Genomic DNA, 19,881 nt, shown 5'->3' with positions numbered 1-19,881 from the left:
CGCGCGCGCCGACGCGCTCGAAACGTTTGCCGCCGGGAGTGCCTGGCGTGAGACGCGGCGAATGCGCCGCGCGGGCGTGGCCCATGCCGATGTCGCCTGCGCGCCGGTTCCGTTCCGCCGCTGACCGTCCGCTTGTTCCGGGAGCGCCATCACAGCGAGAACCTGCTGCGACCGCGGGGCAATCCCAGGCGGCGTTTCACGCTCCGGCAGCAGCAGGCGGCCCTGAAGATGCAAGGCGCCCTGGGAAAGAATGCTGCAGGTACACTTGACCTGCGGCAAAGTTCTTTTGTTTCATGGCGTTATTGGTAGAAATTCATCTTGAATCTGGTAGTCTGCCGGCATGATCCGACGCTCGCTGATTTGCCTGCTCACGCTTGGCCTGGTCGCATGCGCGACCCAGCCCAAGGCGCCACCGTCGCCGCCGCAGGCCAGCGCGCCGCCGCCTGCGCCGCGCCCGGCACCACCGGCCGAGGCCGCCCCGGAAGTGGTGCAGGCACCGCCGGTGGACCTGACCCCGGTGCCGTTCGAGGTCGCCCGCGCCAACTTCGTCCGCGATACCGCGGCCAAGTACGGCATGGAGCCGGCACAGATCGAGGCGACCCTGGCACAGGCCCAATTCAAGGATGCGATCGTTGCGGCGATGTCGCGCCCGGCCGAGCGGGTCAAGCCGTGGAGCGAATACCGACCGATGTTCATCAGCCAGGCGCGGATCGATGGCGGCCGTGCCTTCCTGGCCACGCATCGCGACGAACTGCAGCGGGTGCAGGCGCGCACCGGCGTGCCGGCCGAAGTCATCGTGGCGATCATTGGCGTGGAGACCAGCTACGGCAAGAACGCCGGCTCCTACCGCGTGCTGGACGCGCTGTACACGCTGGCGTTCCGCTATCCGCGCAGCGGCGATCCGGCCAAGCTCGAGCGCGAGGTGCGCCGCGAACTGTTCTTCCGCGACGAACTCGGCCAGTTGTTCGCGCTGGGCCGTGAGGAGAACCTGGACATCACCACCCTGATCGGCAGCTATGCCGGCGCGATGGGCCTGGGCCAGTTCATGCCCTCCAGCTACCGCCAGTTCGCGGTCGATGGCGATGGCGACGGCAAGCGCAACCTGTTCAGCGACTACGACGACGCGTTCTCGTCCATCGCCAACTACTTCGTCAAGAAGGGCGGCTGGGTGCGCGACGGCGTGGTCGCGGTGCCGGCGACGCTGCGTCCGGGCGCCGAGGAATTCAATCCCAGCGACTGGACCCCGACCTACACCCTTGCCGACCTGGCCGCGCGCGGCTACACGCCGACCGCGCCGGTGCCGGCGACGGCCGGCGGCGCCACCCCGATCACGCTCGACGGCAGCGCCGGCAAGCAGTACTGGCTGGGCTTCCAGAACTACTACGCGATCACCCGCTACAACAATTCCAAGATGTACGCGATGGCCGTCTATCAACTGTCCCAGGCCATCGCCGGCAAGGAGTTACCCCCGGCATGAACCCGAGCGCGCTGCTCCGGATCGCTCCCGTCGTCGCTGTGCTGGCGCTGGCCGCCTGCAGCAGCGCTCCGAAGAAGACCGCCGGCGGCGCTAGCCCTGGCATCCGCGTCGAGGGCAAGGGGCCGGCGCACGTCGCCACCGGCTGCCCGTCGACCTCGCCCTACGCGCCGGCCAAGGAAGACCCGTCCAAGCGCGGCAACTACACCGCCGGCGGCCTGTACGCGCCCGGCGTGCGCGATACCACCCCGGACTACGTGCCCAACGTCGCCTGCATCCCCGAGCCGCTGGTCACCGACGAACCGCGTTCGGCGATCGGCAACCACTCGCCGTACACGGTGCTGGGCCGCGAGTACGTGGTCATCGACGATCCGCACAGCTACGTCGAGCGCGGCACCGCCTCCTACTACGGCGGCAAGTTCCATGGCCGGCTGACCTCCAACCGCGAGGTCTACGACATGTACGCGTTCACCGCTGCGCACAAGACCCTGCCGCTGCCCAGCTTCGCCCTGGTCACCAACCTGGACAACGGCGAATCGGTGGTGGTGCGGATCAACGACCGCGGCCCGTTCCACGACGACCGGCTGATCGACCTGAGCTACGCGGCGGCGGTCAAGCTCGGCATCACCGGCAAGGGCACCGGCCGCGTGGAAGTGCGCGGACTGACCCCGGCCGACAACGGTGATCTGCTGGCGCGTCGCCGTACCGGCCGCCAGCCCGCGACGCTGCTGGCCAGCGCGCGCAGCGACGCCACCACGCGCGATCCGGCCGCGGTGCGGCGCGCCGCGCAGATGGACGACCTGGTGAAGACCCTGCCGGCGAAATCGAGTGGATCGGCCGGCGGCACCGTGGCCGCCGCCGCGACCGTGCCGGCGCGCGCGGTTCCGGTGGCCGCGGTTGCCGCGCCGACCGCAGCCGCGGCGACCGCCACGGCCGCGGCGCTGCCGGAAGGCGAGCGCTGGCGCTACCGCGTGCAGGACGCGCCGGGCCGGGTCGGCGATGCCGATCGCTTCGATGCCTGGATGAAGTCGCGCGGCGTGCGCGTGGCCACCGGCAAGCCGACCACGCCCGCGCCCAGCGTGGCCGCGGCGAGTGCGCCGGCACGCGGATCCCGTGGCGTCGCGACGGCCAAGCCCACTGCCGCGCCTGCGGCCGCCGCGGCAGCGCCGACCGTCGCCGTGGCGACGCCGGCGACGCCGGCGACTCCGCCTGCGCCGGTCGCCACCACCGCGCCGCGCGCCGAGGCCGACAGCGCGCGCGGGCCGCTCGGCATCCTGCTGCAGGTGGCCAGCTTCGCCAGTCGCGAGAACGCCAACCGCGCGCTGTCGCAGCTCGCTTCGGCCGGCATCGTCGGCGCCAGCATCAGCGACATCGTCTCCGGCGGCCGCACCCTGTGGCGGCTGCGGGTGGCGGCCGAAGACCATGGCCGCGCCGCGGAGCTGGCCACCCGCATCGCCGGCCTGGGTTTCGGCCGGCCGCAGATCGTCAAGGATTGAGGCGTCGCGCCCGCCGTTGCGGGCCTGCGCCGCGCCGATGGCTTAACGCCGGTTCGCGCACGTGTCCGCGCCGCGCCTGCCAGGGCGCCGGCTCGGCCTACAATGTCGCGTTTTCCATCGGCCTTCGGGCCCGCCAGGAGTCGTTTTAGATGAAATTCCGCTTCGCCGTCGCTGCCGTGGCCACGTTCGCCGTCGGCCTGGTTTCCGCGCAGACGCCCGGCCCGGTTCCCGCGCCGCCGCCCGCTGCTGCCGCCGCTCCGGCCACCGTGGCGATCCCGCCCGCGCCGAAGCCGGCCGTGTCCAAGTCCTGGGTGCTGATGGACTACGCCACCGGCCAGGTGCTGGCCGGCGAGAACGAACACGCACGCGTGGCCCCGGCCAGCATCACCAAGGTGATGACCTCGTACGTGATCGCGGCCGAACTGAAGCTGGGCAAGATCACCCGCGACGACCAGGTCATGCTCAGCGAGCGCGCCTGGCGCGAGGGCGGTGCCGGTACCGACGGCAGCTACAGCGGCTTCCCGGTCAACAAGACCGCGCGCCTGGAAGACATGGAAAAGGGCATGGCGATCCAGTCCGGCAACGACGCGGCGATCGCGTTGGCCGAACACACCGCCGGCAGCGAGGAAGCCTTCGCGTCGCTGATGAACGAGTACGCGAAGAAGATCGGCATGACCGGCTCGCACTTCGTCAACGCCCACGGCCTGTCGGCCGAAGGCCACTACACCACCGCCTACGATCTGGCGCTGCTGGGCCGGGCGATGGTGCGCGACTACCCGGAAACCTACGCCTACAACAAGATCAAGGAATTCCGCGTCGGCGACATCACCCAGCCGAACCGCAACCTGCTGCTGTGGCGCGACCCCAGCGTGGACGGCATCAAGACCGGCCACACCTCCGAGGCCGGCTACTGCCTGCTCAGCTCTGCCAAGCGCGGCGACCAGCGCCTGATCGCAGTGGTGATGGGCGACAGCTCCGAGAAGCAGCGCGCCGAGGACAGCCTGGCGCTGTTGAACTGGGGCTTCCGCTTCTTCGAGACCCACAGCCTGTACGAGCCGGGCAAGCAGGTCGCGCAGCAGCGCGTGTGGAAGGGCACCGAGAAGCAGGTGCTGCTGGGCGTGGCGCAGCCGCTGCTGGTCAGCGTGCCGCGCGGCCGCTACAACGAGCTGAAGCCGGCGATCGAAGTGCCCAAGACCCTGGAAGCGCCGATCAAGCAGGGCCAGCAGATCGGCATGGTCAAGGTGAGCCTGGACGGCAAGGTGGTGGCGCAGGCCCCGCTGGTGGCGCTGAAGGCGGTCGACGAGGCCGGCTTCTTCAAGCGTCTGTGGGACAGCTTCTGGATGTGGTGGGAATCGGAGTAAGTTCCTCTCCTCTCGAAAAAAGCCGGCTGACGCCGGCTTTTTTCTTGGGGATTCGGGAGTGGGGATTCGGCATTGGTGGCGACAACGCGTGCTGCCTCTCGTTCTCGTACGGCACTGCGCGCTCGCGAAGACTTGCGAATCCCCAATCCCGACTCCCCAATCCCGTCGGCTAAAGCCGATAGCTGATCGTGAAACTCCCGAATACCGGCGTCTGTCGCTGCAGGTCGAATTCGCGGGTGCGCCAGTAGCGGGCGAGCGCGAACTTCCACTTGCCGCGCGTCACCGCCAGGCCGACGCCGGCGTCGCCGACGAAGGGGCGCTTCTTCACGCTGTGGCTGTCGCGGAAGGTGTTGCCGTCCAGGGTGATGTCGCGCAGTACCCAGCGGCCGTCGCTGGTCACGAACAGATGCGCCGACCAGCCGCTGCCGACGCTGCTGGCGGGCGGGGCGACGTTCTCGCCGGCGGGACGCAGCGGCGAACTGCCGAAATCGTCCGGCAGCTTCCAGCCCAGGCGCAGTTCCATGCCGGCATTGGCGTGGGTGTCCAGCGTGCCCAGCGCGCCGCCCCAGTGGCTGATCGCGTCCCAGCCCCAGCCGTCGCGGCTGCCCTCGCCGGACCAGCGGCGCATGCGTTCGTGCAGCACGCGGAACACCGGTTCGTCGTGCAACTGGTTGTCCCAGCCCTGGAACTTGGCGTCGCCGAGCACCTCGTGCACCGCATCCTGCACCTGCTTGCCCTGTGCCGAAGGGCCGATCAGCCCCAGGGTAAGTTGCGTGGTGCGCAGGCGGTCGTCGTTGCGCGCGTTGTAGCCGATGTTCATCAGCAACAGGCCGGCGTAGGGACGGTCGTCCTCGATCAGGTCGCGGCGGGTCTTGTCGGTGGGGGTGAACAGCGCCTGCCCGATCGCGAAGGTCATGTTGCGCTGGGTGAAGTCGCTGTTCGGCTGCAGCCAGGTCAGAGAGCGGTTCACCGCCCGCGCCAGCCGCGGCAGGCAGGGGTCGTCGGTGTAGTCGCGCAGGTTCGGCGAGACCAGGATCAGGCCGAAGCCGTTGGTATAGCCCTGATCCTGGCCGGCACCGCCGAACAGATCGTTGTCGAGGCGGAAGTTGACCGTGGGCGGGGTCGCCTCCCGCGTCTCGCGTGGGCATTCGGTGGCGGCGGCCGGCGCTGCGGCGAGGGCGAGCGCGGCGGCAAGGGGGAGAAACGGGCGCGATGACGGCATGGACGGCGTCTCTGGTCGGGAGGGGGAGTGAGCGGCGATGCGCGCCTGCGGCAGCCGATGCCGGCGAACACCCCGGACCATGAACGCAGCCCGTGCGACAAGGATAGGCAAATGTGGCGTAGCGGACAAATTCGTCCGTTTGGGTTTGTCCGTCCCATTTGCCCTCTTGTCGTGTGAAGGCGGTGGTGCACCGTGCGGGGGCAGGGAGGCACTGCCGCCGGCAGGAGGCCACGCCGCGGCGACGCTTGGTCAGTTGGTCGGTACCCTGTCCTGCGCGGCTCCGGGTGCCGGAGCACTGCCGGCCTACTCGGCGCGGCCTTGGGTTTGTCCGGCGCCGGCCCGATAATGCGGGCATGGACATCACTTCCGACAATCCCGATCACGGTTTCCAGTTCCCCGGCGTGTTCGAACTGAGCGCCATGGGCACCGCCGACACTGGCCTGGAGGCCGAGCTGCCGCGCCTGCTCGCCGCCGCCGGCGTGGAGGTGATGGACGAGCGCATCAGCTGGAAGCATTCGTCCAACGGCAAGTACGTGTCGGTGCGCATCGCCTTCCGTGCCGCGGACCGCGCCCAGTACGACGCCGCGCACCAGGCGCTGCGGGAACACCCGGAAGTGAAGTGGACGCTGTAGCCGCGGATGCGCCAGTGGCGCCGGCAACGACGCTGCCGCCGTGCCGCGTCCGCCAGCTGGGCCGCCAGCCCTACGCGCCGGTGTGGCGGGCAATGCAGCGCTTCACCGATACGCGCGACGAGGCGGCCCCCGACGAGTTGTGGGTGGTCGAACACGACCCGGTATTCACCCTCGGCCAGGCCGGCAAGCCGGAACACGTGCTGGCGCCAGGCGACATCCCGGTGCTGCAGGTCGACCGCGGCGGCCAGGTCACCTACCACGGCCCCGGCCAGTTGGTGGTGTACCCGTTGCTGGACCTGCGCCGGCTGCACATCGGCGTGCGCGACTACGTGTGCCGCATCGAGCAGGCGATCATCGACACCCTCGACGAATGGAACATCCTCGGCCAGCGCCGCGAGGGCGCGCCGGGTGTCTACGTCGGCGGCGCCAAGGTCGCCGCGCTCGGCATCCGCGTGCGCCGCGGCTGCACCTTCCACGGCCTGTCGTTCAACGTGGCGATGGACCTGGAGCCGTTCCACCGGATCAATCCCTGCGGCTACCAGGGCCTGCAGGTGACCGCGGTGCTAGACTTGGGCGGTCCCTCCGGCATGCAGGCGGTCACTCCGGTCCTGCTGGCCCAACTGGCGCGCCAGTTCGGGCTGACCCTGCAGCCGCTCGACGCCTTGCCCGACCTCTCGCTCACGCACGCGGCCTGACCGCCTGCCCGCCGACCACGCCATGACCCAGCCCAGCGCACGCTCCATTCCCTTGCAGGTCCTTTCCGGCGACAGCGCCTCCGCGCCGCTGCAGACCGGCGTCAAGCAGTTGGGCGGCGACAAGATCGCGCGCTCGCCGGTGCAGTTCGCCGACGCGCCGGTGCTGCGCAAACCCTCGTGGATCCGCGTGCGCATTCCCTCCGGCAATGCGGTGCAGACCCTCAAGGCCAAGCTGCGCGAGAACCGTCTGGTCACCGTCTGCGAAGAGGCCAGCTGCCCGAACATCCACGAGTGCTTCGGCCACGGCACCGCCACCTTCATGATCCTGGGCGAGGTCTGCACCCGGCGTTGCTCGTTCTGCGATGTCGCCCACGGCCGGCCCAAGCCGCCGGACGCCGGCGAGCCGGCCAGCCTGGCGCAGACCGTGGCCGACATGGGCCTGAAGTACGTGGTGGTGACCAGCGTCGACCGAGACGACCTGCGCGACGGCGGTGCCCAGCATTTCGCCGACTGCATCGGCGCGATCCGCGCCGCCGCGCCGACCACCCGCATCGAGATCCTGACCCCGGACTTCCGCGGCAAGGGCCGCATGGACCGCGCGCTGGAGATCCTGGCGACCAATCCGCCGGACGTGTTCAATCACAACATCGAGACCGTGCCGGACCTGTATCCCAACGTGCGTCCCGGCGCCGACTACCAGTGGTCGCTGACCCTGCTGAAGAAGTTCAAGGCGCAGCATCCGGCCATCGCCACCAAGTCCGGCATCATGCTCGGCCTGGGCGAGACCCTGGAGCAGGTGCAGGCGACCCTGCGCGACCTGCGCGCGCACGACGTGGACATGGTCACCATCGGCCAGTACCTGCAGCCGACCGCGCACCACCACCCGGTGATGCGCTACTGGACGCCGGACGAATACAAGGCGCTGGAGGAGTACGGCAACGCGCTGGGCTTCAGCCACGTCGCCTCCGGCCCGATGGTGCGCTCGTCCTACCACGCCGATCGCCAGGCTGCCGGCGCCGGCGTCGCCGCCTGATCCTTATTCGCGCACATGGCCCGCGCGCATCGCGCATGGCCGCGGCGGCGACGCACGTTCGTCGCCGCACAGCGACCGTCCACACGGCTCGCACCGGCAACGTTCACACTTCTGCGCATGTCGGCCGCTAGTCTGCTTCATGAACAGGTGACACGGCCTGCAACTTGCGTCACTGTCGTGTTGTCTCACGCGATGTGCTGCCCCCCTGACGGCCTGGTGCCGAGAGTTCCCAGATGAAATTCAAAGCTTCCGCCTTCCTGCTGGCGTTTGCGCTGACCGCACCGCTGGCGCTGTTCGCCCGTACCGATGCGCCCGCGCTGCCGGCCGCTGCCACCGCCGACCAGGCCACCACCGCCAAGCTGGTATACGGCCTGCTTTCCGACAGCCGCTACGCCTACCGGCCGCGCGCCCTCGACGAGGCGACCTCGAAGGAGGTCTTCAAGAAATATCTGGAGACCCTGGACGGCAGCAAGCAGTTCTTCACCCAGGCCGACGTCGACAAGTTCGCCGGGTTCCAGAACAACCTCGGCGCCAACATCTCCTCGGGCCAGCTGGAACCGGCGTTCCAGATCTTCGCCGTGTACCGGCAGCGCGTGGACGAGCGCATCGCCTATGCGCGCAAGCTGCTCAAGCAGGACTTCAACTTCGACGGCGACGAGAAGTTCGAGTACGACCGCAAGAACGCGCCGTGGGCCAAGGACGACCAGGAACTGGATGCGCTGTGGCGCAAGTCGGTGATGAACGACTGGCTGCGGCTCAAGCTGGCCGGCAAGAAGCCGGAAGACATCCGCAAGACCCTGGATCGGCGCTACGCCAATCTCGACGACTCGGTGAAGGAACTGAAGAGCGAGGACGTGTTCCAGTTCTTCATGAATGCCTACACCAACACCGTCGACCCGCACACCGACTATTTCACCCCGCGCACCGCCGAGAACTTCAACCAGCAGATGTCGCTGTCGCTGGAAGGCATCGGCGCGCAGCTGCAGAAGCAGGACGACCTGGTGGTGATCCGCGAGGTGATCCCGGGCGGGCCGGCCGCGCTGGACGGCACGCTCAAGCCGGGCGACCGCATCGTCGGCGTCGGCCAGGGCAAGACCGGGCCGGTCGAGGACGTGATCGGCTGGCGCATCGACGACGTGGTCGCCAAGATCCGCGGCGACAAGGACACCCAGGTGCGCCTGGAGTACATCCCGGCCGAAGCCGGCGTGGACGGCAAGCACCGCCAGGTGCTGCTGACCCGGCAGAAGGTGCGCCTGGCCGAACAGGCCGCCAAGGGCGAGACCATCGAATTGCCGGCCAAGGACGGCGAGCCGGCGCGGCGCATCGGCGTGATCAAGCTGCCGGCGTTCTACCAGGACTTCGAAGGCCGCCGCCGCAACGCCAAGGACTATGCCTCGGCGACGCGCGACGTGGCCAAGCTGCTGGCCGGGTTCAAGACCGACAAGGTCGACGGCGTGGTGCTGGACCTGCGCAACAACGGCGGCGGTTCGCTGGACGAGGCGATCGAATTGACCGGCCTGTTCATCGAGCAGGGCCCGGTGGTGCAGGTGCGTGAATCCGGCGGCCGCGTTACCGTCAACAGCGACCAGAACCCGGGCGTGGCCTGGGACGGCCCGCTGGCGGTGCTGATCAACCGCGGCTCGGCCTCGGCCTCGGAGATCTTCGCCGGCGCCATCCAGGACTATGGCCGCGGCCTGATCATCGGCGAGACCAGCTTCGGCAAGGGCACGGTGCAGAACATCGTCGACCTGGACCGCTGGCCGGCCAACGAGACCGACCGCTTCGGCCAGGTCAAGCTGACCATCGCCCAGTTCTTCCGCGTCAGCGGCAGCAGCACCCAGCACAAGGGCGTGGTGCCGGATATCGCTTTCCCGGCCAGCGTCGATGCCACCGAGTTCGGCGAAAGCACCTACGACAACGCGCTGCCGTGGAGCCGCATCGCCGCGGTGCCGCACACCCAGTACGGCAATTTCGCGCCGCTGCTGCCGAAGCTGGAGGCGCTGCACAACAGCCGCATCGCCAGCGACAAGGAGTTCCAGTGGTGGGAAGAGGACGTGCGCCAGTTCCGCGACGAGGCGGCGAAGAAGTACGTGGTGCTCAACGAGGCCGAGCGCCGCGCCGAGCGTGAGAAGCAGGACGCGCAGCGCAAGCAGCGCCAGGAGATCCGCAAGCAGCTCGGCCTGCCGCTGGATCCGCTGGCCGACGATAGCAGCGACGACGGCCTGACCGGCAACGAGCGCGACATCGTCAAGGATGCCGCGCGCGAGAAGCTGGTCGACAAGCGCCCGGATCCGCTGCTGCGTGAATCGGCCTCGATCCTCAGCGACGCGGTCAACCTGCTGGAGAAGGACCATCCGCTGTCGGTGCAGGTCCTGCCGCAGTCCACCGGCCCGGGGCGCTGGGCCGACTGAGCTCGCGCTCCACCGTCGCGAACACCGAACGCGCCATCGCCCAGCGATGGCGCGTTTTTCATTGCAGGTTCGGGCTTTGCAGGGCAGGCGTGCGCCATCGCCGTGCGCCCGTCGATCGTCCGCCGTGTCGATGCGTGCGGAGGGTTGGGCGGACTGAGGGGCCGGCCTGCAGTTTTTGGGTGATTGGTGAGAACCGCGGGCGTGGCGTTTGGTCTGCCGCGCGCTTGATGCGTGTCGTCGTAGGAGCGGCTTCAGGACACCTCTGGTAACGCCTTATTGCCGCAGCTCGGTATGGTATGTCATCGCGATTGTAGGAGCGGCTTCAGCCGCGACGGGCATTCCCGGTAACGCCCGTCGCGACTGAAGCCGCTCCCACAAATGCCTTCTTCGTTGTTGGAAATGCTCTTCAGCCGCGACGGGACCTTCTCGGGGGCGTCCGGTCGCGGCTGAAGCCGCTCCTACGGCTGAGCAGTTGTGGCGGGATCACATCTTCAGCCCAGCGCCTGCCACAGTTGGTGCAAGCCCAGTCCCAGCAGGGTCAGGAAGAACACGCGGCGGAACGCGCTGGCGGAAATGCGCTGGCGCAGCCGTGCGCCCAGCCACATGCCCACGGCCGTGGGCAGCAACGCCAGCAATGACGGACCCAGCGCTTGCGCGGGGAAGGCGCCGTGCGCGACCAGTGCCGCAGCCAGCGCCAGGGTGGCTGCGGCGAAGCAACTGCCCAGGGCGCGCATCAGCGTGTCCCGCGGCAGGTCCAACGCCACCAGGTAGGGCAGCACCGGCAGCACGAACACGCCGGTGGCGCCGGTCAGCAGACCGGTCGCCAGGCCCACCGGTGGCCCTGCCCAGCGCGCCTGCGAGGGCGACAGACGCGCCTGCCACTGGCTCAGGCCGAGCGCGGCGTACAGCGCCAGCAACGCGCCCAAGCCGGCGCGCGCCAGCCGTGGGTCGGCGCCGGCGAGGATGCCAGCGCTGAACCAGGTGCCGACGACGATGCACGCCAGCAACGGCCACAGTCGCCGCAGCAACATGCCGGTGCCCGCGCCCCAGGCCTGTTGCAGGTTGGTCAGCAGGGACGGCAGCGCCAGCAGCGCAGCGGCTTCGGTCGGCGTCAGCCACAGCCCCAGCAGGCCCATCGCCACCGTGGGCAGGCCCATGCCGGCCACGCCCTTGACGCCGCCGGCGAGCAGGAAGACCAGGGCGATCGGCAGCAGGTGCGGTGCGAGCGTGTCCATGGCGACGAGCATCGGTGCGTCGCGGCGGCCGGACAATGCGCGAATGCTTCAGGCAGACTTCGGCAACGACGAAGGCGGGAGCGCCGATGCATCTGGATTTCACCGATCTGCGGCTGTTCCTGGCGGTGGCCGAGGCCGGCAGCATCACCGCCGGCGCCGATCGCGCGGCGCTGTCGCTGGCCGCCGCCAGTGCACGCATCCGCGCGCTGGAGACGCAGCTCGGCGTCGCGCTGTTCGAGCGTGGCCCACGCGGCGTCGGCCTCACTGCGGCCGGCACCGCGCTGTTGCGGCACGCGCGGCAGTTGCTGCGCCAGGCCGAGGCGATGCGCAGCGAACTGGGCGACTACGCCGGCGGCCACCAGGCCAGCGTGCGCCTGCTGGCCAATACCGCGGCGCTGTCGGAATGGCTGCCGGAGCTGCTGGCCGAGTTCCTGGTGGCGCATCCGCGCATCGATCTGGCGCTGCGCGAGCAGGGCAGCGTCGCCGCGGCCGATGCGCTGCGCGAGCAACGCGCCGATCTGGCGGTGATCGCCGACCATGCCGATCTGCAGGGTCTGCAGGCGCATCCGTTCCGGCAGGATCGATTGGTGCTGGTGGCCGCGGCCACGCATCCGCTGGCGCAGGCGCCGCAGCTGCGGTTCGCGCAGGTGTGGCAGGCGCAGTTCCTCGGCTTGGCCGAGGACAGCGCCCTGCAGCAACACCTGCGCACGCAGGCGACGCGCGCAGGCGGGCGGCTGCGCATCCGCGCGCAGGTGCACGGCATCGAACCGCTGTGCCGCATGCTGGCGCGCGGCGCCGGTGTGGCGATCTTGCCGCAGGCGGCGCTGGAGCGGGTCAGCGTGCGCGCGCAACTGGTCGCGGTGCCGCTGCAGGAGCCATGGGCGCTGCGCCAGTTGTCGATCGTCTGGCGACCGACACCGGTGCCGTCGCCGCCGGTGCAGCAGGTGCTGGACTGGCTGTGTGCGCATGCTTCGCCTGCGGCGTGAAAGTCCGCAGGCTGGCGCGTTGCGGATGGCTCTGACGACGTGCTTCTCAGTGGTGCGGCGGAACGTGTCGTTACCTTGCGGAAGCGGTTCGTGTCGCCTGTTCGGATCACCCGCAATGGCTGTTTCCTGGTCATGCGCGTCGCGGCTGAAGCCGCTCCTACGACGAGCGGCCCTTCGTAGGCGTACATGCTCCCCTGGGGAGGAGGCCAGAACACCGCTAAGGCCTGCTTCGCCTGGCATCATCTTGCCTCGTAGGAGCGGCTTCAGCCGCGACAGGCGTTACCGCTAGCGCCTCTTCGCAACTGAAGCCGCTCTTGCACGCGCGCCTGCGGTCCATGCCGCAGGCGTCATCCCGTCACTGCGGCCAGGCGAACGTGGCGATCACCGGGAAATGGTCCGACGGCCAGTGACCCTGCGGCCGCGCGTCGAGCGTGGCGTAGTGGGTGGCCTGCAGCCCGCGCGAAAGGATCCAGTCGATGCGCCGGTCCGGGTGGCCGGTGAAATCGTGGAAGGTCGCTTCCGGGCCCTGCGGCTGCGCCACCTGCGTGCGCGCATCGGCCAGGCTGGCGGTGAGGGTGCGGTAGGTCGGCGAGTCCGGCACCGTGTTGAAATCGCCGGTCAGCACCACCGGCACGTCCGCCGGCAGGCCTTTCAGGCGCGACACGATCAGCGCCGCGCCCTTGGCGCGTGCCGCTTCGTCCTCGTCGCGATAGGGCAGGTGGGTGTCGAACAGATAGAAGCGGCGGCCATCGCCGACGCGCTCGAACAGCCCCCAGTTGACCATGCGCGGCAGCGGATGGCCCCAGCTGATGCTACCCATGACTTCCGGCGTGTCCGACAACCAGAAGTGTCCCGATTCCACCAGCTTCAGTTTTTGGCTGTCGTAGAACACACCCATGCGTTCGCCGTCGTCCTTGCCGTCGCGGCTGGGGCCGAACCAGCGGTACTCCGGCAATTGCGCGGCCAGGTAGTCGGCCTGGCGCTTGACCAGTTCCTGGGTGCCGAATACATCCGGGTGCTGCGCGCGGATCAGCGCGGCCATCGCGCTGCGGCGCACGTCCCAGCGCTTGTCGCCGTCGGTGTCGACCGGCACACGCACGTTGAAGCTCATCACCTTGAGCGGGGCCGGTGCGGCGGGCGCCGCCGGCTCGCGCGCTTGCACCGGCGCGATGCACACGCCCAACATCAGCAGCAGAGGAAGCGCGAGCTTGCGCGCGGACGAAAGCGACAGCGACATGGCAGATCTCGACAGGAGCGGAGCACGCGATGGTGGCATGGCGGTGGTGTCGGTGACCACCGCGTAGCGCTCCCGCCGAGCGGCGATCAGTTGAACGCCGACAACGCCTGGGTGAGTTTTCCGTTGTTGTCGACCGCACCCATCGTGTAGCCCTGCCAGCCCGGGTACGCGTCGGGTTCCCAATAGAACACGCCCAGGCCGCGGTTGCCGAGCGCGCGGGTCTTGCTCAGCAGATCGGCCAGCATCGCGCGGGTGGTGGCGGCCTGCTGCCAGTCCATGCCGACCTCGCTGACGATCACGTCCGACCCGTAGCGCGTCACCATGTCCTGCATGTTGCTGGCGATTTGGGTATTGGCGCTCTGCCAGGCATTGGTGGAGGGATAGTGCGACATGCCGACCACGTCCCACTTGCCGCCGGCCGACTTGAGGCTGTCGAAGAACCAGCGGAAGGTCGCGTTGTCGTAGCCGTTGGCCAGGTGCACGATCACCTTGGCATTGGGGTAGACCGACTTGCTGGCGTTGTAGCCGCTGTTGATCAGTTGCGCGAGGTTGCCGAAGTTGGGCGTCTTGCCGTCCGGCCACAGCATGCCGCTGTTGATCTCGTTGCCCACCTGCACCCAGCTCACGTCGATGCCGTTGGACTTGAGATAGGAGAGGATGCCGCTGGTGTGCGCGTACACGTCCTTGACCAGCGTGGCGAAGTCGTGGCCGTTCCAGGCCGCCGGCTTGGTCTGCTTGCCGGGATCGGCCCAGCTGTCGCTGTAGTGGAAGTCGATCATAATGCGCATGCCCTGCGCCTTGGCCCGCTTGGCCATGTTCAGCGTGTCGGCGCCGTCGTTCCAGCCACCCTGCGGATTGACCCACACGCGCAGCCGGATCGCATTGACCCCGGTGCCCTTGAGCAGCGCGAAGAAATCGGTGGTGGCGCCGGAGGCGTTGCGGAACACGCGGCCGCTGCTCTCCTGCTGGTCGATCCAACTGACATCGGCGCCCTTGGCGAAGCTCTGCGCCATGGCCGGCGCGCACAGGCACGCAAGCAACAACAGCAGCCAGGCGGACATGCGCTTGCTCGATCGGTTCATGCGATTCTCGCGGTGATGTGGGAACGGGGAAGGAGGGCGTCGCGTGGCCCTGAGCGGCGGCCCGCAGGACGTGCCGGGCCGTCCCCGCGGCCGCGGCGCGCACGAGGCTAGCGCGATCGTCGTGGCGACGCGCGCTGCACTGCAGCGGGGCTCCGGCGCGGCGTCCGCAAGCGCTGTCTGGACGGCCGATGAATCTGCGCGGTGCGTCACTTGACGCGATGCCGCATCGGCGTAGCATTCCGCTCACGCCAAGGGACAGACCCGCGGCGATCCACCCAACCGTGAGGGATGCTCATGGAATTCGACTATCTCGTGTTCATCGGGCGCTTCGAGCCCTTCCACAACGGCCACGCCGCCGTTGCCCGCCACGCCCTGGCGCGTGGACAGAAACTCATCTTCCTGATCGGCTCGGCCGAGACCCCCCGCACCATTCGCAATCCCTGGACCGTTGCCGAGCGTAGCGTGATGATCCAGGCCGCGCTGGAAGGCGCCGGCGAGCGGCTGATCCTGCGTCCGTTGCGCGACCACCTGTACAACGAAAGCCAGTGGATCGCCGCGGTGCAGACGACGGTGGCCGAGGCGGTACGCAGCGACGGCGGCAGCGCCGAGGCGCGGATCGGCCTGATCGGCATGGACAAGGACGCCAGCAGCTATTACCTGCGCGAGTTTCCGCAGTGGCCGCTGGTCGACGTGCAGCATACCGAGACGCTGTCGGCGACCGAGCTGCGCCGTTACCTGTTCGAGGCCGGCAGCATCGATTTCCACGGCGCGCTGCTGATGCTGCGCGGCAACGTGCCGACGCCGGTGTTCGACATGCTCGAGGCGTTCCGCAAGAACTCGCCCTCGTATGCCGAGTTGCTCGCCGAATACCAGTTCATCGAACAGTACCGCGCCGCCTGGAAGGAGGCGCCGTATCCGCCCACCTTCGTCACCGCCGACGCGGTGGTGGTGCATTCCGGGCACGTGCTGCTGGTGCGCCGCCGTGCGGCCCCGGGCAAGGGCCTATGGGCGCTGCCGGGCGGCTTCGTCGGCCAGCACGAGAGCATCCTCGACGCCTGCCTGCGCGAGCTGCGCGAGGAGACCCGGCTGAAGATCCCGGTGCCGGTGCTCAAGGGCTCGCTGAAGAACCGCCACGTGTTCGACCATCCCGAGCGCAGCCTGCGCGGGCGCACCATCACCCACGCCTTCCACTTCGAGTTCGTGTTCGGCGAACTGCCCGAGGTGCGCGGCGGCGACGACGCCGACAAGGCGCGCTGGGTGCCGGTCAGCGAAGTGCTGGGCATGGGCCCGAAACTGTTCGAAGACCATCTGCACCTGCTCGAATTCTTCCTGGGCCGCGGTTGACGCGGCCTCCCGGCCGGCGGACAGACCGCCGGCTTTCCCAGACGCGAAGGAGCTTCCGTCATGCAATGCCTGAACAACCTGCTGCTCAACACCGATAGCTACAAGGCCAGCCACTGGCTGCAGTACCCGCCCGGCACCGACGCCACGTTCTTCTACGTGGAATCGCGCGGCGGCGTCTATGACCGGACCGTGTTCTTCGGCCTGCAGTCGATCCTCAAGGAGGCGCTGGGCCGCCCCGTCACCCATGCCGACATCGACGAGGCGCGCGACCTGTTCGCCGCGCACGGCGAGCCGTTCAACGAGGCCGGCTGGCGCGACATCGTCGACCGCCTCGGCGGCCAGCTGCCGATCCGCATTCGCGCCGTGCCCGAGGGCAGCGTGGTGCCGACCCACAACGCGCTGATGACCATCGAATCCACCGACGCGCAGGCCTACTGGGTGCCGTCGTACCTGGAGACGCTGCTGCTGCGCATCTGGTACCCGGTGACGGTGGCCACGGTGAGCTGGCACGCCAAGCAGACCCTGCGCCAGTTCCTGGAGCGCACCAGCGACGATCCGGATGGGCAGTTGCCGTTCAAGCTGCACGACTTCGGCGCGCGCGGCGTATCCAGTCTGGAATCGGCGGCGATCGGTGGTGCCTCGCACCTGGTCAACTTCCTCGGCACCGACACCGTGTCCGGGCTGTTGCTGGCGCGCGCGCACTACCACGAGTCGATGGCCGGCTATTCGATTCCCGCCGCCGAGCACAGCACCATCACCAGCTGGGGCCGCGAGCGCGAGGTCGATGCGTACCGCAACATGCTCAAGCAGTTCGGCAAGCCCGGCGGCGTGGTCGCGGTGGTGTCGGACAGCTACGACATCTTCCATGCGATCCGCGAGCATTGGGGCACCACGCTGCGCGAGGAGGTGATCGCCTCCGGCGCCACCGTGGTGATCCGCCCCGACTCCGGCGATCCGGTGGCGGTGGTGCACCAGTGCCTGGAACTGCTCGACGAGGCCTTCGGCCACACCGTCAACGGCAAGGGCTACAAGGTGCTCAACCACGTGCGGGTGATCCAGGGCGACGGGGTCAACCCGACCAGCATTCGCGCGATCCTGGAGCGCATCACCAGCGCCGGCTACGCCACCGACAACCTGGCCTTCGGCATGGGCGGTGCGTTGCTGCAGCGGCTCGATCGCGATACGCAGAAGTTCGCATTGAAGTGCTCGGCCGCCCGCGTCGACGGGCGTTGGATCGACGTCTACAAGGACCCGGTCACCGACAAGGGCAAGCTCAGCAAGCGCGGCCGCATGCGCCTGCTGCGTCACCGCGAGTACGGCAGCTATCGCACCGAGCCGGTGGCGCCAGACGCGGTGTCGGCCGAGTCGGTCGCCGGTCCGGCCGGCTACGACGATGCGATGGTCACCGTGTGGGAGAACGGCCGCCTGGTGCACGACTGGACCTTCGCCGAGGTGCGCGAGCGCGCGAACGCCGCGCGCCTGTAGGAGGCGCCCATGGATGCGTCCCTGCCGAGTCCGCCGCCGTTGAGCGGCGGTTCGCCGCTGTTCGCCGCACTGCGCGCCAGCACCCCGCATCTGGAATGGCGGGTGCCGGCCGCGGCGGATGCGTCGCGCTGGCGACAGCAGCGCATCGGTGCGCGCGACTACCGCGTCGCGCAGCCGGTGACTTTCACTCCCTACGCGTCGGTGCGGCCGTGTTCGGCGCGCTGCCGCTTCTGCTCGGAAACCCTGCGGCCGCAGGCCGGCGGCACCGCCGCGGCCAGCCTGCGGCCGCCGCCGGATTACTTCGCACAGTTGCGCCAGGCGTTGGCGCAGCTGCGCGGGCTGCCGCTGTCGCATTCGCTGTCGGGGCTGGAGATGACCGACGACCAAGACTGGTTCGTGGAACTGCTGCAGACCCTGGGCGCGGCCGAGCGCGAGGGCGTGCTGGTCGAACAGCGGGTGCTGTACAGCAACGGCGCCGGCTTCGCCCGCGGCCAGGGCGAGACGCTGCTGCAGGCGCTGCAGGGTTTTGGCCTGTCGTGGCTGGAGTTGTCGCGGCACCATCCGCAACAGGCGCGCAACGACGCGATCATGCGTTTTCGCCCCGGCGAGGCGATCGCCGATGCTGGAGTCTTCGTCGCCACCGCGCAGCGCATCGCCGACGCGCTGCCGCTGCGCCTGGTGTGCATCCTGCAGCACGGCGGCATCGCCGATGCCGACGGCGTCGCGGCCTATCTGGACTGGGCGCGCGCCTGCGGGGCGCGCACGGTGATCTTCCGCGAGTTCTCCCGGCTCGGCGACGGCTACCGCGACGGCGGAACCGCGCGCTATCTGACCCAGGCACGGGTCGCGGTGGAACAGGTGCTCGGCGCCTGCATGGCCGCGCCGTGGTGGCGCGACCTGCAGCCGCTGCAGATCACCGAGGGCTACTACTTCTGGAACCTGCGCCTGGCCACCGCCGACGGCATGGAGGTGGTGTTCGAGACCTCCGATTACGGTGCGATGCAGGCGCGCCACGACAGCGGCGACATCTACAAGCTGGTGTTCTTCGCCGACGGCCGGCTGTGCGCCGGCTGGCAGCCGGACCGCGATCTGCTGTGGCGGGCGGAGCATGGATAGCCGCAGTTGGTGGACGCCGGCGTCGGATCCGCCGGAGCATCGCTTGCCTGATGACCTGCGCCAGCGCGATCCGCTGGGCGCGCGCGACTGCGGCTGGGTCGGGCAGATGCGTCCGTTCGTGCGTCACTTCAGCGCGCCAGGCGAGCGCGTGCTGGATCCGTTCTGCGGCTTCGGCAGCACCTTGCTCGCGGCCGAAGTGGAAGGCCGCCACGGCATCGGCCTGGAGATCGACGCGGCGCGCGCGCTGCTGGCGCGCGAACGGCTGCAACGGCTCGGGCTACGGGCCGAAGTGCTGGACGGCGGCTTGCCGCTGTGCGTGCCCGACGCACCGGTGGATCTGTGCCTGACCAACGTGCCGTATTTCGGCTGCGCCTGGCCGGCCGCGGCGGCGCCTGGCCAGCTCTACGCCAGCGCCGACTACGCCGCTTATCTGCAGGGCCTGCGCGCCGTGTTCCATGGCGTGCGCCGCCTGCTGCGCGAGGACGGCTTCTGCATCGCGATGGTGGAGAACGTGCAACTCGGCGAGGCCACGCTGCCGCAGGCCTGGGACCTGGCGCGGATCCTCGGCAGCCTGTTCGCGCCTTGTCCCGAGCGCGTGCTGTGCTATCCGCGCGCGACGGCGCAGCCGCTGGCACCCGGCGATCCCCGCAGCGATCGCAGCCACGAGTACGCGCTGATCTTCCAGCACCGGCGCCAGCCCATCGACCTGCCGGGCACGGCGCAATTGCTGGCGGCCCTGCGTGCCGACGGGTTTGCCTTCGCGGTGCACGGCAGTTATCCATGCTGGCTGGCCGATCCGGCGGCGGCGGCGCGCCTGCCCGGCGACGTCGACCTGCTGCTGCCGCGCGACCTGGACAGGCTGCTGCGGCTGCTCGACTGGCTGCGCGCACGTGGCTTCCTGCTGAGCCTGTGGGGCGAGCCGCTGGCCACGCCGCCGACCCTGGCACTGCTCGACGCCCATCATTACCTGCGCGCCGAACGCCGCGACCGCGACGGCGGCCTGCTGCGCGTGGACCTGGCGCTGGAGCCCGCCGCCGCCTGACGCGGCGGTACCCCACGCCGCGCACCTCGC

16 protein-coding genes are annotated in these 19,881 nt (G+C 69.4%); 12 read left to right on the top strand and 4 right to left on the bottom strand.

All coding sequences use genetic code 11. The features are described from left to right. The first annotated feature begins 340 nt into the window (after window positions 1–340). The 3 genes from mltB to GGR66_RS03305 all read left to right on the top strand — a co-directional run bounded on the left by mltB (window position 341) and on the right by GGR66_RS03305 (window position 4,331). A complete protein-coding gene (gene mltB, locus GGR66_RS03315; RefSeq protein WP_184447195.1) occupies window positions 341–1,477 on the top strand; it encodes a lytic murein transglycosylase B in 1,137 nt (378 codons plus the stop codon). Then, a complete protein-coding gene (locus GGR66_RS03310; protein WP_184447194.1) occupies window positions 1,474–2,970 on the top strand; it encodes a septal ring lytic transglycosylase RlpA family protein in 1,497 nt (498 codons plus the stop codon). The genes mltB and GGR66_RS03310 overlap by 4 nt, the downstream gene beginning before the upstream one ends. Before the next feature lie 149 nt (window positions 2,971–3,119). After that, window positions 3,120–4,331 carry a D-alanyl-D-alanine carboxypeptidase family protein gene (locus tag GGR66_RS03305; RefSeq protein ID WP_160966747.1) on the top strand — a complete coding sequence of 404 codons (1,212 nt, stop codon included), beginning with the start codon at window positions 3,120–3,122 and terminating at the stop codon, window positions 4,329–4,331. A 169-nt stretch (window positions 4,332–4,500) separates the two neighbouring features. On the opposite strand, the gene GGR66_RS03300 is transcribed toward GGR66_RS03305, so the two are convergent. Next, window positions 4,501–5,553: a lipid A deacylase LpxR family protein gene (locus tag GGR66_RS03300; RefSeq protein ID WP_160966749.1), complete on the bottom strand. Its 1,053-nt coding sequence runs from the start codon at window positions 5,551–5,553 to the stop codon at window positions 4,501–4,503. A 353-nt stretch (window positions 5,554–5,906) separates the two neighbouring features. On the opposite strand from GGR66_RS03300, the gene GGR66_RS03295 reads away from it, so the two are divergent. The 4 genes from GGR66_RS03295 to GGR66_RS03280 all read left to right on the top strand — a co-directional run bounded on the left by GGR66_RS03295 (window position 5,907) and on the right by GGR66_RS03280 (window position 10,324). Then, a complete protein-coding gene (locus tag GGR66_RS03295) occupies window positions 5,907–6,185 on the top strand; it encodes a YbeD family protein (protein ID WP_160966751.1) in 279 nt (92 codons plus the stop codon). Next, window positions 6,173–6,880 carry a lipoyl(octanoyl) transferase LipB gene (gene lipB, locus GGR66_RS03290; RefSeq protein ID WP_184447193.1) on the top strand — a complete coding sequence of 236 codons (708 nt, stop codon included), beginning with the start codon at window positions 6,173–6,175 and terminating at the stop codon, window positions 6,878–6,880. The genes GGR66_RS03295 and lipB overlap by 13 nt, the downstream gene beginning before the upstream one ends. Window positions 6,881–6,902: 22 nt before the next feature. Then, the gene (gene lipA, locus GGR66_RS03285; protein WP_160966755.1) at window positions 6,903–7,913 is read left to right on the top strand and encodes a lipoyl synthase; all 1,011 of its coding nucleotides are present in this window, start codon (window positions 6,903–6,905) and stop codon (window positions 7,911–7,913) included. A 233-nt stretch (window positions 7,914–8,146) separates the two neighbouring features. Beyond that, window positions 8,147–10,324, top strand: coding sequence for a carboxy terminal-processing peptidase (locus tag GGR66_RS03280; RefSeq protein ID WP_184447192.1), 2,178 nt, complete (start codon window positions 8,147–8,149; stop codon window positions 10,322–10,324). 491 nt (window positions 10,325–10,815) lie between these two features. Here GGR66_RS03280 and GGR66_RS03275 read toward each other — a convergent pair whose 3' ends face one another. Continuing rightward, on the bottom strand, window positions 10,816–11,559 hold the full coding sequence (locus tag GGR66_RS03275) for a sulfite exporter TauE/SafE family protein (protein WP_184447191.1): 744 nt from the start codon (window positions 11,557–11,559) through the stop codon (window positions 10,816–10,818). A gap of 86 nt (window positions 11,560–11,645) precedes the next feature. On the opposite strand from GGR66_RS03275, the gene GGR66_RS03270 reads away from it, so the two are divergent. After that, window positions 11,646–12,545 (top strand): LysR substrate-binding domain-containing protein, encoded by a 900-nt coding sequence (locus GGR66_RS03270; RefSeq protein WP_184447190.1) that lies wholly within the window; start codon window positions 11,646–11,648, stop codon window positions 12,543–12,545. Window positions 12,546–12,900: 355 nt separating this feature from the next. Here GGR66_RS03270 and GGR66_RS03265 read toward each other — a convergent pair whose 3' ends face one another. Both GGR66_RS03265 and GGR66_RS03260 read right to left on the bottom strand, forming a co-directional pair. Beyond that, the gene (locus tag GGR66_RS03265; RefSeq protein WP_184447453.1) at window positions 12,901–13,821 is read right to left on the bottom strand and encodes an endonuclease/exonuclease/phosphatase family protein; all 921 of its coding nucleotides are present in this window, start codon (window positions 13,819–13,821) and stop codon (window positions 12,901–12,903) included. 47 nt (window positions 13,822–13,868) lie between these two features. Then, window positions 13,869–14,864 carry an arabinogalactan endo-1,4-beta-galactosidase gene (locus GGR66_RS03260; protein ID WP_184447189.1) on the bottom strand — a complete coding sequence of 332 codons (996 nt, stop codon included), beginning with the start codon at window positions 14,862–14,864 and terminating at the stop codon, window positions 13,869–13,871. 288 nt (window positions 14,865–15,152) lie between these two features. Between GGR66_RS03260 and GGR66_RS03255 the strand changes: the two genes are divergently transcribed. The 4 genes from GGR66_RS03255 to GGR66_RS03240 are packed head-to-tail and all read left to right on the top strand — an operon-like array spanning window position 15,153 to window position 19,851. Continuing rightward, window positions 15,153–16,208 (top strand): bifunctional nicotinamide-nucleotide adenylyltransferase/Nudix hydroxylase, encoded by a 1,056-nt coding sequence (locus tag GGR66_RS03255; protein ID WP_184447188.1) that lies wholly within the window; start codon window positions 15,153–15,155, stop codon window positions 16,206–16,208. A 60-nt stretch (window positions 16,209–16,268) separates the two neighbouring features. After that, window positions 16,269–17,693: a nicotinate phosphoribosyltransferase gene (locus GGR66_RS03250; RefSeq protein WP_184447187.1), complete on the top strand. Its 1,425-nt coding sequence runs from the start codon at window positions 16,269–16,271 to the stop codon at window positions 17,691–17,693. 9 nt (window positions 17,694–17,702) lie between these two features. After that, window positions 17,703–18,809: a hypothetical protein gene (locus tag GGR66_RS03245; protein WP_184447186.1), complete on the top strand. Its 1,107-nt coding sequence runs from the start codon at window positions 17,703–17,705 to the stop codon at window positions 18,807–18,809. Then, window positions 18,802–19,851, top strand: coding sequence for a DNA methyltransferase (locus GGR66_RS03240; protein WP_184447185.1), 1,050 nt, complete (start codon window positions 18,802–18,804; stop codon window positions 19,849–19,851). Before GGR66_RS03245 ends, GGR66_RS03240 begins: the two co-directional genes overlap by 8 nt. Window positions 19,852–19,881 lie beyond the last annotated feature (30 nt).

The organism is Xanthomonas sp. 3498 (assembly GCF_014199795.1).
Taxonomy (GTDB): Bacteria; Pseudomonadota; Gammaproteobacteria; order Xanthomonadales; family Xanthomonadaceae; genus Xanthomonas_A; species Xanthomonas_A rydalmerensis.
This window is presented reverse-complemented; position numbering and strand designations above follow the sequence as displayed.

What these genes read in the sequence shown, in the direction of transcription:
- mltB (WP_184447195.1), top strand. Translation starts at nt 341, where the DNA reads ATGATCCGACGCTCGCTGATTTGCCTGCTCACGCTTGGCCTGGTCGCA.
- GGR66_RS03310 (WP_184447194.1), top strand. Translation starts at nt 1,474, where the DNA reads ATGAACCCGAGCGCGCTGCTCCGGATCGCTCCCGTCGTCGCTGTGCTG.
- GGR66_RS03305 (WP_160966747.1), top strand. Translation starts at nt 3,120, where the DNA reads ATGAAATTCCGCTTCGCCGTCGCTGCCGTGGCCACGTTCGCCGTCGGC.
- GGR66_RS03300 (WP_160966749.1), bottom strand. Translation starts at nt 5,553, where the DNA reads ATGCCGTCATCGCGCCCGTTTCTCCCCCTTGCCGCCGCGCTCGCCCTC.
- GGR66_RS03295 (WP_160966751.1), top strand. Translation starts at nt 5,907, where the DNA reads ATGGACATCACTTCCGACAATCCCGATCACGGTTTCCAGTTCCCCGGC.
- lipA (WP_160966755.1), top strand. Translation starts at nt 6,903, where the DNA reads ATGACCCAGCCCAGCGCACGCTCCATTCCCTTGCAGGTCCTTTCCGGC.
- GGR66_RS03280 (WP_184447192.1), top strand. Translation starts at nt 8,147, where the DNA reads ATGAAATTCAAAGCTTCCGCCTTCCTGCTGGCGTTTGCGCTGACCGCA.
- GGR66_RS03275 (WP_184447191.1), bottom strand. Translation starts at nt 11,559, where the DNA reads ATGGACACGCTCGCACCGCACCTGCTGCCGATCGCCCTGGTCTTCCTG.
- GGR66_RS03270 (WP_184447190.1), top strand. Translation starts at nt 11,646, where the DNA reads ATGCATCTGGATTTCACCGATCTGCGGCTGTTCCTGGCGGTGGCCGAG.
- GGR66_RS03265 (WP_184447453.1), bottom strand. Translation starts at nt 13,821, where the DNA reads ATGCCACCATCGCGTGCTCCGCTCCTGTCGAGATCTGCCATGTCGCTG.
- GGR66_RS03260 (WP_184447189.1), bottom strand. Translation starts at nt 14,864, where the DNA reads ATGAACCGATCGAGCAAGCGCATGTCCGCCTGGCTGCTGTTGTTGCTT.
- GGR66_RS03255 (WP_184447188.1), top strand. Translation starts at nt 15,153, where the DNA reads ATGCTCATGGAATTCGACTATCTCGTGTTCATCGGGCGCTTCGAGCCC.
- GGR66_RS03250 (WP_184447187.1), top strand. Translation starts at nt 16,269, where the DNA reads ATGCAATGCCTGAACAACCTGCTGCTCAACACCGATAGCTACAAGGCC.
- GGR66_RS03245 (WP_184447186.1), top strand. Translation starts at nt 17,703, where the DNA reads ATGGATGCGTCCCTGCCGAGTCCGCCGCCGTTGAGCGGCGGTTCGCCG.
- GGR66_RS03240 (WP_184447185.1), top strand. Translation starts at nt 18,802, where the DNA reads ATGGATAGCCGCAGTTGGTGGACGCCGGCGTCGGATCCGCCGGAGCAT.